We start from the raw sequence: 14,966 nt of genomic DNA on the forward strand, positions 1-14,966 counted from the left end.
TCCAATTCGTAGAGCCTGCTGCCTAGCAGAAACGCCATGTCCTGCGCCGCAGCACAAATTTGCTGGCCGTGCTACCTTCCGGGCCGTAACCAAAAGACATAAACATATTCCCGCCATGAACACCCTGCAGGCGCGTCTCGCCGTCCTTCCGTCCGATCGGCTCCAAGGCATCCGGCGCGGTATTGAAAAGGAAAGCCTGCGCGCGGCGTCCGATGGCTCGCTGGCCATGACCCCGCACCCGCAAGCGCTGGGCTCGGCTCTCACGCATCCGCACATCACCACCGATTACAGCGAGGCCCAGCTCGAGCTGATTACCGGCGTTCATGCAACACCCGAGACCTGTCTCGAAGAGCTGATGCAGGTCCACCAGTTCACCTACCGGTCACTCGGCGACGAGATGATGTGGGTGTCGAGCATGCCTTGCATCCTGCCGGCCGACGAGACCATCCCCATCGGACGCTACGGATCGTCCAACGTCGGGCGGGCCAAGAGCGTGTACCGCATGGGACTGGCGCACCGCTACGGCCGGCGCATGCAGACGATTTCGGGCATTCACTACAACTGGTCGATGCCGGATGTGACGAGCGAACAGTATTTCGCGCTTATTCGCAATTTCCGCCGCCACGCGTTCTTGCTGCTCTATCTGTTCGGCGCGTCGCCCGCTGTCTGCTCCAGCTTTGTCGCGGGGCGCAATCACGAGCTGCAGGAGCTGTCGGCTGGCACGATGTACATGCCGCACGGCACGTCACTTCGGATGGGCCGCCTGGGCTACCAGAGCGAGGCGCAGGCCAGCCTCGCAGTGAGCTACAACGGACTTGATGGGTATGCAGCGTCACTCCATGAGGCCCTGACCCGGCCTTACCCGGCGTACGAAGCCGTGGGCATCGTGAACCCGGGCGGTGACTACAACCAGCTCGCCACCAGCCTGCTGCAAATTGAAAACGAGTTCTACGGAACGATCCGGCCCAAGCGCGTGATTTTTCCGGGTGAGCGTCCGCTGCACGCCTTGCGCGAGCGCGGCGTCGAGTACGTCGAAGTGCGCCTGCTGGACCTCAATCCGTTCGTGCCGGTTGGCATCACCGGCCAGCAGATCCGGTTGCTGGACATCTTTCTCTTGCACTGCCTGCTTTCGGACAGTCCACCCGATACGCCCGAAGAAATCGCTGCACTCGGACGCAACCAGCATCGCACGGCGGCGTTCGGCCGTGAGCCGGGACTCAAGCTCGAGCGTGGTGACGGTGAAATTGAGCTGGCACAGTGGGCTGCGCAGTTGTTGCAGGCGTTCGCACCGGTGGCGGCCTCGCTGGATGCTGCGCATCGCACGACGGATTACACCGACGCATTGCGCGCTGCGAATGCGCTGGTGAACGACCCCGACCTGCTTCCTTCGGCGCGCGTGCTCGCGGTGATGAAGGACGAGTTCGACAACTCGTTCACCGGCTTTGCCCGTGCGCAGTCCCTGTCGACCAAGGCCAAGCTGCTGGCCCTGCCATTCAGCGGTACCCAGCAAGCCCGTTTTGCGGCGATGAGCGCGCAGTCGATCCAGGACCAGAAGGCGATCGAAGCAGGCGACTCCATGCCGTTCGAGATTTACCGGCAGCAATATGTATCACCCGACCGGCTGGGTCTGGGCAAGACGGCCATCGCTCCTGCGCTTGCGGCAGTTTGAGGCGCTGCGAGCCCCGCGCTGCGCGAGTACAATAGACGCTACGATTGCGCAGGCGATCGAACTCGCGAAAGACGTTTCGCGCTCGCGTCTCCCAGGCATCCCAAAGCCCTATTCCGGTCTGCCAAGCCGGTTTTCTCCCAGACGCCGTCCCGGCCCGCCACGAAACGGGGGCCACGCAAGGGGATCAGCTGCGCTCACAACCGAATCAGGAGATACCAGATGGCCAAGGAAGAATTGATCGAGATGAAGGGGCACGTGAACGAAGTGCTGCCCGACTCCCGTTTTCGCGTGACGCTTGAAAACGGTCACCAGGTGATTGCATACACCGGCGGCAAGATGCGAAAGCACCATATCCGCATCATTGCAGGCGATAACGTCTCACTGGAAATGTCGCCCTACGACCTGACCAAGGGTCGTATCACGTTCCGTCACATCGCCGGCCGCAGCGGCCCGCCGCAGCGTTAAAAACAAAGGTCGCGCCAAGCTGAGCCGTAGATCGCGGTCCAGTCCTACATTGGCGCGTCGGCGGGGGCGCGAGGGTAAGCGTTGAGTACACACAACGCAACCCCGGAGCTTCAAATGTCCCCTCGCGCATCCCTCATCTCACGTCGATCCATCGCGATCGCACTCACTTCCCTGGTGCTTTCTGTCCCTGCTTTCGCCAAGGACCAGGGCGAAGGTCACGGCAACGGCAAGGGCAGGGGCAACGACCAGTCGCAAAAGCACGAAGCCAAAGCCGACAAGCGCGAAGCCAAGGCCGACAAGCACGCTCGCAAGGACTACGAGAAGGCCCAGAAGCAGGCCGTCAAGCGTCAGCGTGAAGAAATCAAGCAGGGTGCTTACTTCAACGACGTCCAGCGCGATAACGCTCGCCGTTACTACACGCAGCAGTACGGTGACGGTCGCCGTTGCCCTCCGGGCCTGGCCAAGAAGAACAATGGCTGCATGCCTCCCGGCCAGGTGCGTAACTGGCAAGTGGGTCAGCCGATTCCGCGTGGCGTCACGATCTATTCGGTGCCGCAACCGGTTGTCATGCAGCTTGCACCCGCCCCATACGGCTACCGCTATGCACGCATCGGCAACGACATCGTGCTGGTGCAGACGCAAAACAACCTGATCGTGGACATCATCCAGGGTCTGCTGCGCTAATCGCAGCGCGGGGGCGTGACAAAAATCTCGCTCCCGCCGGACCTGCAGAAACAGCGGGCGGACATGAGGGGCCAAGTCCTACAGGGCGCACGCCGCGAGCAGTAGACAGTGAATGGGTTGACACATCAATGCGGAGTCCCATTCCATGCAGTCCACTCTCAGGAAATCCAAAGTAATCGCCTTTGCGGCGTCGGTCCTCGTGACTGGCGCTGCTTTTGCGCAGGCGCCATCTGCACCGGCAGCCACAGCTCAAGCCGGGTACGGTGTGAAGATCGGAAAGTTCTTCAGCGAACAGGAGAAAAAGGCCGCTCGCAAGGTGTTTTCGCAGAAGTACGCCAAGGCGGCGCAGTGCCCAGAGGGCCTCACCCAAAAGGGCAAGACATGCGCATCGCCCTGGGACCAGCGCTACTGGGCCGTTGGCCAGGCGTTACAGCCGGCCGTGAAGGTGTATGCCCTGCCCGAACCGGTGGTCGCGACCTTGCCAGCGGCGCCCAAGGGCTATGAATACGTTCGCGCAGCCGACGACATTTTGCTGATTGCCAGCGGTAGCAAGCTCGTTGTGGACATGATCGAGCACATCGCGAGCTGACGCCCGCAGGCAGACTGTCCGCGTCCTGCGCGGCGGGCTATTTGGTCTTGGGCTTGCCGCGTGGAATCACGGCCGTGACCGGCGGCATGGGGCGGTCCGATGTTGCGGGTTTGGGTGCCGAATTGTCTTTCTTCGGCTTCTTGGACATCTTCTCGCTACGTTGGTCGCCTTTGGCCATATTCGCCTCCTCGTGTTCAATGGATGGGGTGCAAGGCGCGATGTTAATGCAGGCGCTACGATCCGGTGAACATCAACCGGAGCGACAGTGAGCCTGCCACCACCCACATTCGAAGTATTGCCCCGCGACCTGGGCGCCTACCGTAGCGGCAATGTCGGCGTTGACTACGTGCATCGCTTTGAGTCCGGCAAGCCCGGACCGCACGTCCTCATCAATGCGTTGACGCACGGCAACGAGTTCTGCGGCATGGTTGCTGCCACATACCTTCTCGACAACGCCGTGCGACCGAAGCGCGGGACGCTCACGGTGAGCTTTGCCAATGTCGATGCCTACAACTCGTTCGACCAGGCCAACCCGTTCGCCAGCCGGATGCTGGTTCACAACCTGAACCGGATCTGGTCGAAAGAGTGGATGGACGGAGACCTGGACAGCCCGGAAATCCGGCGTGCGCGCGCGATGCGGCCGGTGGTCGACGCAGCCGATCACGTGCTGGACATTCATTCAACCGCGAGCGTCGTGGAGCCGTTCTGGGTTTACCCCGGATTCGAGCGCAATGCCAGCGTGGCGGCGGCAGTCGGCGCGCCCGCCATTCACCTGGTGATGCCAGCCGGTATGACAACGGGAGTGCCGCTCATCCAGCAGGGCCGTCACGGCGACCCTGCTGACCCTGGCGCTGCGCTGGTGGTCGAGTGCGGGCAGCACTTCCTGAAGGCCTCGGCGGATACGGCGGTCGACGTGACCTTGCGCTTCCTCGCGCACTTCGGGTTGATCGACGTTGATCCGGCGTGGCCTCAAGTGCCGCAGCCGCGCCGGTTCGAGTTGCTCCAGACGCCAGTCATCAAGACCGAGACGATGACGTTCGTGCGGCCACTGGTTGGCATGGAAACATTTGCAAACGGCGAACTGATCGCCACCGACGGCGCCGACGAGGTGCGCGCGCCCTGCGACAACTGCACCGTGTTCATGCCAGCCCGCGCCCCTATCGTGGGTCGCGAGCTGGCGTTTCTCACCCGACCGCTATAAGGCGCCGGTTCAATAGCCGTTGAGCAGCAGGTTGGCGATGAGGCCGGTGGCCAGCGCCATCAGGAGGAAATCGCCGGAATCGGTCTGCACCCACTGGTAACCGTAGGGCGGGGCGTACAGGTTGTACGCATTCCAGTCGTTCACGTAGTAGCGTGCCTGGCGATATTCGTACGGGACATAGCCACCACGATAGAACCGCGCCTGCGGGCGATCCCAGCGGTAGTTGTTCTGCGCGTAGCTGCGGTCATAAGAGCGATCGTAGGCACGCTCATGGGTGCGGCCGTCGCGGCGACCATCGCTGCGATAGTCCCAGCGCTGGTCGGTGCGGCCGTCAAAGCGCTGCGTGCCGTCGTAGCGTTGGCTCCGCTGGGCCTGCTGCTGGGGCTGGTACTGCTGCTGCTGCTGCTGCGGCACGGCCTGCACCTGGGACTGCTGGGGCTGGACCTGGGTGCGGGTATCGCGTTGAACGCGATCGGTGCGATCTGCACGCCGGGCTTCGCGAGCGGCATCGCGGGTTGTATCGCGCGTTCCATCGCGTTGGGTGGCCTGGCGATCACCGCGATCACCGCGGCCGATGCTGTCCTGCGCCTGGGCCAGTGAACCGAACGTCATGGACGCGGCGGCGATGGCGCAAACAAAAGCTGTGGATTTCATGGTGAACCCCTTTCAAGGTTGTGAGCCCTGATCGTGCGCCCACCGCATGAACCCCCGGTAAAGCCAGCGTTCACCCCATGCAAAGTCTGGCCGCAATGGCTCAGATTGACGCGGGCAATACCTTTAAGCCGATCCAGCAGGCGGCAATCACCGCGTTGCCCGGAACAACCAGCGCGCCGGGTACGTAAAACAGCATTGAAAGGCCGGGCGAATTCAGTGCCAGCTCTGCAAGGCTGCCGAGTCCGTAGCAGGCAAGTCCGCACCAGGTCCAGCGCCTGAAATAGGTTAGCAACCAGTTGGCGTTGTCGCGGTTGTGTCGCCATGCCGCAGCACGTTCAAAGACGCTGCCGCGGCTGACGTCCTTGTAGAGCCAGCCGAAGAAGAAGTATCGGTAGAGCAGCGTGCGAAAGGCAAGGGCTTGCATGGGAACTCCTGGGGGCATGGTAGTCACCGGCACACCCCTCCAATGTAGGACGGCGTTGGAGGGGTGCGCAATATCCACAGATACGAACGGTTAAGGACTCCGTTTCCCTATCGCCACATGAGGCGAACCCTCGTAGTCTTCGCGCAAGGGAGTCGGTTCTGCGCTGATGTCATGGCGCCAGGAGATGACTATGTCCGGACAACCGGATTCGTCGGTTTTGTCGCTCGTTTCAGCGTTGTCGGAGGCCATTGGGCAGCCGCTGCAGCTGGATGCGCGTGGCGAATGCGCGATGGAGTTCAATGGCCCGGGTGATCCGGCCACGACGGCTCCCATCGAGATCGTCCTTGCGCAAGCGGCCGACCCGGAAATCCTGAGCATCCGCAGCGAGCTCACGCAACCGGGGCAGGCTCTGGACACGCAGTTGCTTGAATGGGCCCTGGGCCTGAACTACACGCGCGTCCCACCTGGCTCTTGCGTCGCCCTGGACCCGGCCAGTCGCCAGCTGATGCTGATTTCACTCATCGATGTCCCGCGCGTATCGCCGGATGTATTCCTGCGCGCCATCGCTGGGTTCCTTGATTTGATTCCGCAGTTGCGCGAGGAGTGCGCGGCTGCGCATCAGGCGCAAGCGGCTCACGAAATGATTGCAATGGGAGTGCTGGCATGAAAGTGACGACAGTCATCGGCGGTTCAGGCTTGTTTTCAACGCTGAGACAGCGCGTCACCCCGAAGCCGCGCACGGGCTCGCAGGCGACTGGCCGCAGCGACGATAGATCGCGCATCTCCAACGCTTTCCGGGCGTTGTGCCGTCGCGGCGCGAGCACATCGACGCCGGGCCAGTGCGTGCGCAAGTCCCTGCAGGGCGGCGGCCAGGGGCTGGTCGGCCTGACAGCCAGCGCCCCGCAGGCCGCGGCCACGCAGCCCAACAGGCAGCAAGGATCCGATGGTTCACCGCAAGAGCGCGTGCACGCTGCCGTCGCGCTTGCGCTTGCCGACCTGCCAAAACCAGGTGAGGCCCTGTATCACGAGCTGCCTGACGGCCTGGTGGAAGGTCTGCTGGAGCTGCAAAGACGCCTTGCGGGAGCCGATGCAGACGACGAAAGCTTCGCAAGGCTGGTCGCTGTGCTGTGCGATCACGCGCGCATTCGTGACTATGCCGCGCACAAGCCCGGATTGGCGCTTGAAGGCCTCAAGGCGATGGTTGACGTGATGTGCGAATCGATCAGGCACGACCGTGACGGCCTCGCACTCAACGCATTGGTGGGGCTGGACAACAAGCTGGACGGCGCGATCATCAAGCTGCGCACGCGCTGTGTGCGGGACCTGATGCTGAGCCAATCGGACAGGCAGTCCCAGGCCACTTACGGCGCTGTGCAGTCCGCCATCGAGGATGCAACGCAGCTCGTCGAACTGGAAGCCGACCTCGCCAGGGCCCGCGTCCAGATGCTGCAGGCATTCGAGGCCGCAGGCATTGCGCGAACGATGGGTGGAATCGCGGGCCAGAAGATGACCGCGAATCTCGTGCGGGGATTGCGCAAAAGCCTGGGCGAAAAGAAATCCAGCCAGGTGGGCCTGGCGATTGCGCATGTGTATTTGCTTGAACGCAGGATCGCCGGGTCGGCCTGCGGCAAGCGCATGCTCGATGACGTCCATCTCATGCGGCTGAAGCTTTGGGAGCAGTCCAACGAAGTCGATCGGAGCACGCCGGCAGGAAGAGCCAAAGTGCGCGACCTCCACGCAGAGATTCGCTACCTGGAGCAGCGCGCCGAAAGCCTGGAGCAGGAAGCAGCCGCATGTGGTGTCGGCGGGCTGACCGACGACGAACTCAAGCGCCTGGGCCTGCCACCGGCCCTGCAGGATTTTGTCGGTCCGCAAACCGAGGCAGCCAGGCAGGCCCGGGAGGCGGCAGAACTGCAAACGCAAAACGCGATTTGCAAACTCGCCAGCCAGGGCCTGTCCAGCGCTGCCCAGACCCACAACGCAGTCACGACGATCAATGCCGTCATGCAGGCATGGCTGGGTGCGAGAGGGCTTGAAAAGCTGGCTGAAGGCGGTGGAATCGACATGCTTTGCGGCGGCAAGGGTGAAGACCGGGCCAGGCGGTTCGGGCAGCGGCTTGCGTTGCAGACTGCCGGCCCGAAGGCGGCAGAGCTGCGCAAGCTCACATCCATCGTCGAACAAGAGATCGCGCCCGCACTGAAACTCATCGCAGTCCAGGACCCATCGGTATTGCTGGCAACCCGCCGCAAGCTGCTGGGACCGGCAGTTTCGGCAGCGCTGCGCGATGCGATTCGCGGCGCCGCGTTGCAGCAGGTCGGCGCCACGCCGCTGCACAGGTTCACACCCGCCGAACACACTTCTGCGGTGTGGCACACCTTGAAATCGTGGGGCATCCCTGCGCATCTGGTGGGGCCGGAGATCGATGCGTGCCTGGGTGAACCATTCGATGAAGACGCGCTGCAGCGCTGGGTTGCGGACGCCGATCTGCCGCCCGAACAGGTGGACACGCCAACCGCGCGCGATGCGCTGTTCAAGGGCATCGACGAGATGAAGCTCGGGACCCGGCTCAAGCTGGTTGCCGGCAAGCGTGTGGAAGTGCAGACCGGGTACATCCCGCTCGATCCTTCGATGATCACCGAAACCAACATCAGGGCCGCAGGCGGCACCTCGACCGCACTGGAGATCGCGCACATCTCGGACGCCGGAGCCAGTGTGTTTGAACTCACGTTCCGCGCCGGATTCGATCTGAAGATTGGAGCGGAAATCTGGGCCAACATCGCAGGCTCCAAGCAACTGGGCGTCGATTTCGATGTCATGGGCACATCGGAAGGCGCCTACCAGCGGCTGAACGGCGTCTCGCTTCGCTTTGCCAGCAGGCAGGCGCTGAGCGAGGCGCTGGAAATGCTGCTTGCCAGCACGCCTGAAGCCCCTGTCAGTGCCTCGTCGCTCCACGGCGCAAGAAGCATCTTGCCGCTGGTGGACAACAAGGTCAGCTCCAAGGCCGGGGTTGGCGCCAAGGTGGGCATCGACATCGGAACCCAGCAGGTGGGGGGCGATCCCAGGGCGCGGCACGTCGGGGCAACAGCCAGCTTGCGCGCCATGCTGCAGACGGGAGCCGGTGCGAGCAGGTCCCGCAGTCTCAACACGCTGGAGTCCATCGAGAAGTCGGAGCATGAGACGGTAGTCGAAGGCTCGCTGAGCGCAATGGCCGGGGCCGAATTCAAGGCGGGCCCTTCAGTCGATCGAACCTCATGGTCTGCAACCGTGCCGGTGGTCCAGGCCGGCATTTCGATATCGTCGGTCGTCAAGCGCAAGCTGAAAATACTCAGGGGACGCGACGGGCTGGTGCAGCAGGGCACTGAGAGGATGTCGCAGGCCTATCTTGGAAAAGGCAATGGGCTTGCAGCGGCAGCACGGGTGGGCGGCCCGGCATTCACGCGCCTCATGCAGGAGCTCGCGATTCACGACAAGCCGGCGGCCGATGCCGTCCTTGCATTGATTGGCGACGTGCAGCAAAACGAATTGTTCAGCGTCGCCTACACGCTGGACCCGAAAATTTCCGACGAGATCAACGCGCTCTACAAACAGGCCCGCAACCATCGCACCGGCAGGGCCGGTGGCGGCACGCCACGTGAAGCAGCGCGCAGGGCCGACAAACTCGAGCAGCAGGCCAGGGCCCTGCTCGACGATGAACACAGCTACCTCATCGAGCGCATTGCAATCATCCCGTCGGCAGAGCGGCTCGAAACCCTGACGCAACTGAACCTGGTGCTGTTGCAAAAGAACACTTACACCGAAGAGCGGTCCGAGTACGTTGCCATGCAGGTCAAGCCTGACCTGGCCATCTCGGCCCGGGTGCGCGACGAGTTGCGCGCTGCGAAGCTGGTTCGCGAAAGAGCAAAGGCATTTCGCACCTGAGTCGATTTCCCCTGGCTCCCCCGGCTCGCAGGCCCGTTTCGGGGCATGATGGCGAGGCCACGGGAAAGGAAGATCGATGGTGTTGTTCGGGAAGCGGAAGGCCTATGAGCAAACGGCATTTCCACTCAAGCCCGCAGACGCAGCTGCCGAGTTCCCATGGGTTCGCGCGGCGTGGGCAACCACGGCCGTCTCGGGGCTGCTGGTCGCGCTCGCGCTCGTCTGGCTGAGGTCGGAGGCCCTGCGCGCGGGCGAGCGATTGACGCAGTCCCTCACCCAAGTCATTGGCGAGCAGACCAGCCGCACGCTGCAGGCCGTCGACGGACGCCTGCAGCGCACGGCCGACCAGCTGGAGATGCTGGACAAGTCAGGGACCCTGAACGAGAGCGCATCCCGCGCCATGCTGCGCGAGCAACTGCAGGGACTTCCGTTTGTGCGGGCCATATGGGTGCTGGATACGCAGGGCCGCATCGTGCATGACTCCGACGTCGGCAACATGGGCGTGTCGCTGGCCGACCGCGAATACTTCAAGGTCTATCTCCAAAAGCCTTCGACCGAGCTCTTCATAGGCGCGGTGGTGCGCAGTCGCACGACCGGCACCTGGCTCATCAGCATTTCCCGCCCCTTGCGCGATGCTGCCGGTGCTGTGAAGTACGTGCTGGTGGCGGCCGTGGAGCCGCGCTACTTCGAGGAGATGTGGCGCAGCATCGACCTGGGCGATGACGGCGCGATCGCCGTGTTCCGGCGCGACGGCATCCTGATGATTCGCAGTCCTGCCGACGACGCTGCGCTGGGCCGCAACTATTCGTCGATGCCGCTTTTCACCAAGCACCTGGGTATCAGCACCCAGGGCGTCCTGACCACCAGCAGTGCGATCGACTCCCATGAGCGCGTGGTGGCCTACCGCGTTCTGCCGGCCTATCCGGAACTCATCGTGGCGGTGGGATCGAGCTCTGCCGGCGTCCTGGCAGCATGGCAACGCTTCGCGCTGCTGACAGGCCTGGTGTGGCTTGCAGCGGTTGCCGGTGCCGCTTTTCTGGTGCGCCAGGTGCTGCGGCAGTCGGCCAGGCGGCGCAATCACGACATGCGCTTTCGTCAGCTCGCGCAGGCCATGCCGCAGATCGTTTTCATCACCGACCCGCGAGGCTCGGTGCAGTTCGTCAACGACCGCTGGGCCGAGGCCACAGGACACCCGGTCGAAGAAGCCTTGCACGGCGGATGGTCCGAGATGGTTCACCCGGATGACCGCAAGCCATCGATCGAGATCATGTCCCACATGATGCGGACCGGCCAGGAGCTCCAGCGCGAGCAGCGCATCAAGTATGGCGATGGTTCGTACCGATGGCGGCTGCTGCGGGCGGTGCCGATTCGCGACGACGCAGGCAAGATCGTCTCGTGGTACGGCACGTCGACCGACATCGACGAGCTCAAGCAGGCGCAAGAGCGACTGCGCGCGCAGGCGGACCTCCTGAGCATGGCCGGACGGCTCGCGCTGCTGGGCGGCTGGCGCATCGATGTGCGCACGCAGGTCATCACCTGGTCGGACGAGGCCTCCGCCATTCTCGACATGCCGTCCGGCCAATCGCCAAGCCTGGACGAGGTGTTCGAGCTGTTCCTGCCCCAGTCGCGAGACCTCACGATCGCGGCCGTGCAGGCGTGCATGACACAGGGAACCCCGTTCGACGTCGAGGTCCAGATGGTGACGGCCACCGGCCGGCCGGTGTGGATCAGGTCCATCGGGCGCGCAGAGCGCGATGCCAGTGGCGAGATCGTGGCGATCCAGGGTGCGCAGCAGGAGATCACGCAGCGGGTGCAGTTGCTGGCCGAGGTGCGCGACCTGAACGCGGGCCTCGAAGTCAAGATCGCCGAGCGCACGCGCGAACTGGCCCAGCAAGAGGCGCTGTTTCGAGCGTTGGCCGAGCATTCGCCCTTGCCGATCTGGACCTGCGATGACGTGGGGCGCCTCACGTTTTTCAGCCGTGCCTGGTATGACCTGGTGGGCGGCGAAGCGCCCAGGTGGCTGGGCAACGAGTGGCTCGACCTGGTTCACCCCGACGACAGGCCCGCCATGGTGCAGAACTGGAACCTCGCCGTGAACACCGGCAAGCCGTATGCCGGATCGCGGCGCATCCGCGCGGCCGATGGCACGTATCACATCATGTCGTATCGCGCGGCGCCGGTTCGCGATGCGGCGCGGGACATCGCGTTCTGGGTCGGCGTCGAGTCCGACATCACGGACCTGAAGGACACCGAAGCGGCGCTGCGGCTTTCCAACCGTGAGCTGGAAGTGTTTTCGTACTCCGTGTCGCATGACCTGCGCTCACCGTTGCAGCGAGTCGGCGCATTCAGCCAGTTGCTCGCCCAACAGCTGGGCGAAAACCCCGGCGAAAAAGCCCTTCACTACCTGGCGCGCATACGTGCCAACGTGGACCACATGACGCTGTTGATCGATGGGCTGCTGTCGCTGTCGCAGCTATCGCAGGTGGAGCTGGGCAAATCGCATGTCGACCTGAGTGCGCTCGCGACAGAAATCGTGGAGCGGCTGCGCAGCGAACAACCCCATCGCGTGGCGCTGTTCCAGATCACGCCGGGGCTTGTTGTCTGGGCTGATCGCACCTTGCTGCGATCGGTGCTTGACAACCTGCTGGGCAACGCCTGGAAGTTTTCGTCGCAGCGTGAACAGACCGAGATCCACCTGGGCGGTTCGGTGGAGCGGGGCGAGTACTTCGTGCGCGACAACGGCGCCGGGTTTGACATGACCTATGCGGCCAAGCTTTTCGGCACCTTCCAGCGCCTGCATTCGGACGCCGAGTTCGAGGGGACGGGCATCGGGCTTGCCACGGTCGCGCGAATCCTCGCCCGGCATGGCGGCAGGATCTGGGCGATTGCCGAACCGGGTCACGGTGCGACGTTCTACTTCACACTGCCTGCGGGTCCGTCGAACGCGCCCTAGAGCTGCGTGCACAACACGAGAAGGCCCGTCGCGAGCAGTGCAAGGCCGATGCGATCGGCGCGCGAAAGCTTTTCGCGCAGCAGGCGGTGCGAGACCAGGTAGCTGAAGATCACTTCCACCAGTCCCAGGGTGCGCACGTTGGCGGCGGATGTGAGCGCGAAGGCCGTGAACCAGCCGATGGAGGCCATCGCCCCCGTGGCGCCCGCAATCGTCGACACCCGCCAGGCGCGGGCGGTCGCGCGCAGCGATTGTCTTGAGCGCCACGCGAGCCAGCCGCCCAGCAACAGGGTCTGCACGGCCTGCGCGACCAGCACGCCCCAGCCGCCGATGAGCCAGGGCGATACGTCGGGCAGTTGCAGCGCCGCGCCCCGATAGCCGACTGCCGAGAATGCAAAGCCGGTGCCGGAGCCGAGTCCGTACAGGGCAGCAGGCGCGGACCATCCCGCCGTCATCGCGCCGACAACCGGCTTTTGCGGCATGGACAGCAGCACGACCCCGGCGGTCGCCAGGCCGATCGCAACCAGCGTCACCCAGCCGGGCAGCTCGTGCAGGAAGACCGCCGCGAAGAGCGCCACCTGCAAGGCATCGGTCTTGGAGAACGCGACCCCGACCACGAAGTTGCGCTGCTTCATCGCGGCCAGCAGGCATGCGGTGGCGGCGAGCTGGCTCACCGCGCCCAGCAGCAGCCAGCCGAACCAGGATGCGTTGAATGCAGGTATCGCTCCTGCGGTCGCAGGCAGCAGGTGAAGCGCCAGGACCCACGCGGCGGCGAATGGCAGCCCGTACAGGAATCGGGCCAGCGTCGCGCCCAGTGTGCCGGCCTGTGCGACGAGCGATCGCTGGGCCGTGTTGCGTGCAGTCTGTGCCAGGGCAGCCCAGATGACGATGGGAATCCAGATGTAGGCGAGTGTGCTGTTCACACGCTCACCCTACCAGATGCAACCCAGGGGGAGAGGCCAAGGCGGTAGCAAGCGCCAGATCGGCGACGAACTGCTCGAAGGCCGCTGGCTGCAGGTGCGGGTCCATTCGCAGCAGTGCGGACGGGTGAACGGTCACCATGACGGGTAGGCCGCCCGGGCTCGTGTGCCACCGGCCCCGTTCACTCATCACTGCCACGCTGCGCCCGAGCAATGACCGGGAAGCCGTAGCGCCGAGCGCGACAAGCGCGTGTGGTTGAACCCATTGAATCTCGCGTTCCAGCCAATGCAGGCATGCGGCTGCTTCGGCCTGTGTGGGCGTCTTGTGGATACGCCGCTTGCCACGCAGTTCAAACTTGAAGTGACGCACTGCGTTGGTCACGAAGATCTCGTCGCGCCGGATGCCCAGTCGCTCCAGCGCGCGCTGGAACAGGTGCCCTGCAGGCCCGACAAATGCGCGACCGGCCAGGTCTTCCTGGTCGCCAGGCTGCTCGCCCACGAACATCAGCTTTGCACGCTGCGGACCGTCGCCGTTGACCGCTTGCGTGGCCGTCGCACCGATGGGGCAGTCGCGGCAGTTCTGGGTGGCCTGCTTCAGCTCGTCTGGCGACTCGATGATGAGCGGGATGGCTGGACGCGCGGGCCGGGCAAGGCGCGACACCTTGCGCACCGGCTGCGTCGGCGCCTCGTCGATCATGCCGCCCGCGCGCGCCATCGCCTGGGCGGCCAGCGAAGAGATCAGGCTTGCTTCGGGCAGGTTGTGCCAGTACTTGCGCGGCATTTCCTTTTGCATCATGGCCAGCTTCAGGCGGGCAGGATTGAAGATGCTGCGGTAGTACGTCAGCCAGTGCTGCTCGCCCGCATCGGCAGCCGGGGCCTCTTCACGGCTGGCTCCCGGCCTGAAGGTGAGCTTCGACCCGTCCCAGGCGGCGCAGCACCGCGGCGTGAGCAATACCCAGTTCATCTGCGTGAACCGGCGCATGAACCACGGCGCGTTCGCCTGCACGATATGGTGCATCGGCTCGAACCAGGCCACGTGCCGGACACCGCCGGGGGCCGCGTCATCGGGCACCTCGCGAAAGCGCACAAATGCACGCATCTTGTGGATGTCGTGCCGCACGGCCTTGGCCATCTGCTGCGCACGCAGCATGTCTTCGTCCAGCGGATCGTGGCGAAGTCCGGGCTCGTGGGCAAGCCGCCAGAGCAGCTGGTACATCAATGCAAAGCGCTGCGGGTCGCTGTGAAGCACCACCGATTCGCACAGTTCGATGAAGGCGGCCGGCACCCTGGGCAACGGTGCCACGGCTTGCGGCAGCCCGCAATGCGCGTCGATGACGGCCGGTGCCTGCGATGCGCAGTCCTGCGCGAACAGGTCAGACGTCTGAGCCGAGGTGGTCCACTGCACAAGTTCGGGCCTGACGCCAGCGGCCAGCAGCTGACGCGCCTGGGCACGAAAGCCGGCGATGTCCACTTCTCCATCGAGCTGTACGCGCAT

13 protein-coding genes are annotated in these 14,966 nt (G+C 64.2%); 8 read left to right on the forward strand and 5 right to left on the reverse strand.

Features of this window, described 5'->3' with window-relative positions; all coding sequences use genetic code 11:
• The first annotated feature begins 115 nt into the window (after window positions 1-115).
• From gshA to AQ12_RS20640, 4 genes are all read left to right on the forward strand, one after another.
• Window positions 116-1,669, forward strand: coding sequence for a glutamate--cysteine ligase (gshA, locus tag AQ12_RS20625; protein WP_048441856.1), 1,554 nt, complete (start codon window positions 116-118; stop codon window positions 1,667-1,669).
• A gap of 219 nt (window positions 1,670-1,888) precedes the next feature.
• Entirely contained in the window at window positions 1,889-2,134 is a 246-nt protein-coding gene (gene infA / locus AQ12_RS20630; protein ID WP_048441857.1) for a translation initiation factor IF-1, read from the forward strand.
• A gap of 114 nt (window positions 2,135-2,248) precedes the next feature.
• Window positions 2,249-2,818, forward strand: coding sequence for an RcnB family protein (locus AQ12_RS20635; protein WP_048441858.1), 570 nt, complete (start codon window positions 2,249-2,251; stop codon window positions 2,816-2,818).
• A gap of 145 nt (window positions 2,819-2,963) precedes the next feature.
• A complete protein-coding gene (locus tag AQ12_RS20640) occupies window positions 2,964-3,407 on the forward strand; it encodes a hypothetical protein (protein ID WP_152682887.1) in 444 nt (147 codons plus the stop codon).
• A gap of 37 nt (window positions 3,408-3,444) precedes the next feature.
• Here the strand turns inward: AQ12_RS20640 and AQ12_RS23225 are convergent, their stop codons facing one another.
• A complete protein-coding gene (locus AQ12_RS23225; RefSeq protein ID WP_193388012.1) occupies window positions 3,445-3,585 on the reverse strand; it encodes a hypothetical protein in 141 nt (46 codons plus the stop codon).
• A gap of 87 nt (window positions 3,586-3,672) precedes the next feature.
• Here AQ12_RS23225 and AQ12_RS20645 point away from each other — a divergent pair, with 87 nt between their 5' ends.
• Window positions 3,673-4,608 (forward strand): succinylglutamate desuccinylase/aspartoacylase family protein, encoded by a 936-nt coding sequence (locus AQ12_RS20645; protein ID WP_048441859.1) that lies wholly within the window; start codon window positions 3,673-3,675, stop codon window positions 4,606-4,608.
• A 9-nt stretch (window positions 4,609-4,617) separates the two neighbouring features.
• Here AQ12_RS20645 and AQ12_RS22870 read toward each other — a convergent pair whose 3' ends face one another.
• Window positions 4,618-5,262: an RcnB family protein gene (locus AQ12_RS22870; protein WP_053076831.1), complete on the reverse strand. Its 645-nt coding sequence runs from the start codon at window positions 5,260-5,262 to the stop codon at window positions 4,618-4,620.
• 100 nt (window positions 5,263-5,362) lie between these two features.
• Window positions 5,363-5,686, reverse strand: coding sequence for a hypothetical protein (locus tag AQ12_RS20655; RefSeq protein WP_048441860.1), 324 nt, complete (start codon window positions 5,684-5,686; stop codon window positions 5,363-5,365).
• A 190-nt stretch (window positions 5,687-5,876) separates the two neighbouring features.
• Between AQ12_RS20655 and AQ12_RS20660 the strand changes: the two genes are divergently transcribed.
• From AQ12_RS20660 to AQ12_RS22315, 3 genes are all read left to right on the forward strand, one after another.
• A complete protein-coding gene (locus AQ12_RS20660) occupies window positions 5,877-6,353 on the forward strand; it encodes a CesT family type III secretion system chaperone (RefSeq protein WP_161799053.1) in 477 nt (158 codons plus the stop codon).
• Window positions 6,350-9,604 carry a hypothetical protein gene (locus tag AQ12_RS20665; RefSeq protein WP_048441862.1) on the forward strand — a complete coding sequence of 1,085 codons (3,255 nt, stop codon included), beginning with the start codon at window positions 6,350-6,352 and terminating at the stop codon, window positions 9,602-9,604. Before AQ12_RS20660 ends, AQ12_RS20665 begins: the two co-directional genes overlap by 4 nt.
• A 76-nt stretch (window positions 9,605-9,680) precedes the next feature.
• A complete protein-coding gene (locus AQ12_RS22315) occupies window positions 9,681-12,554 on the forward strand; it encodes a PAS domain-containing protein (RefSeq protein WP_053076832.1) in 2,874 nt (957 codons plus the stop codon).
• Here the strand turns inward: AQ12_RS22315 and AQ12_RS20675 are convergent.
• Window positions 12,551-13,474, reverse strand: coding sequence for an EamA family transporter (locus AQ12_RS20675; protein WP_048441863.1), 924 nt, complete (start codon window positions 13,472-13,474; stop codon window positions 12,551-12,553). The two genes, AQ12_RS22315 and AQ12_RS20675, sit on opposite strands and share 4 nt — an antisense overlap.
• 4 nt (window positions 13,475-13,478) lie before the next feature.
• Window positions 13,479-14,966: a UdgX family uracil-DNA binding protein gene (locus AQ12_RS20680; RefSeq protein ID WP_048441864.1), complete on the reverse strand. Its 1,488-nt coding sequence runs from the start codon at window positions 14,964-14,966 to the stop codon at window positions 13,479-13,481.

Origin of the sequence: Caenimonas sp. SL110 (assembly GCF_001044395.1) — a bacterium.
Taxonomy (GTDB): domain Bacteria; phylum Pseudomonadota; class Gammaproteobacteria; order Burkholderiales; family Burkholderiaceae_C; genus Ramlibacter.

Coding starts and splice junctions, on each gene's coding strand:
- gshA (WP_048441856.1), top strand. CDS start 116: ATGAACACCCTGCAGGCGCGTCTCGCCGTCCTTCCGTCCGATCGGCTC.
- infA (WP_048441857.1), top strand. CDS start 1,889: ATGGCCAAGGAAGAATTGATCGAGATGAAGGGGCACGTGAACGAAGTG.
- AQ12_RS20635 (WP_048441858.1), top strand. CDS start 2,249: ATGTCCCCTCGCGCATCCCTCATCTCACGTCGATCCATCGCGATCGCA.
- AQ12_RS20640 (WP_152682887.1), top strand. CDS start 2,964: ATGCAGTCCACTCTCAGGAAATCCAAAGTAATCGCCTTTGCGGCGTCG.
- AQ12_RS23225 (WP_193388012.1), bottom strand. CDS start 3,585: ATGGCCAAAGGCGACCAACGTAGCGAGAAGATGTCCAAGAAGCCGAAG.
- AQ12_RS22870 (WP_053076831.1), bottom strand. CDS start 5,262: ATGAAATCCACAGCTTTTGTTTGCGCCATCGCCGCCGCGTCCATGACG.
- AQ12_RS20655 (WP_048441860.1), bottom strand. CDS start 5,686: ATGCAAGCCCTTGCCTTTCGCACGCTGCTCTACCGATACTTCTTCTTC.
- AQ12_RS20660 (WP_161799053.1), top strand. CDS start 5,877: ATGTCCGGACAACCGGATTCGTCGGTTTTGTCGCTCGTTTCAGCGTTG.
- AQ12_RS20665 (WP_048441862.1), top strand. CDS start 6,350: ATGAAAGTGACGACAGTCATCGGCGGTTCAGGCTTGTTTTCAACGCTG.
- AQ12_RS22315 (WP_053076832.1), top strand. CDS start 9,681: ATGGTGTTGTTCGGGAAGCGGAAGGCCTATGAGCAAACGGCATTTCCA.
- AQ12_RS20680 (WP_048441864.1), bottom strand. CDS start 14,966: ATGCGCGTACAGCTCGATGGAGAAGTGGACATCGCCGGCTTTCGTGCC.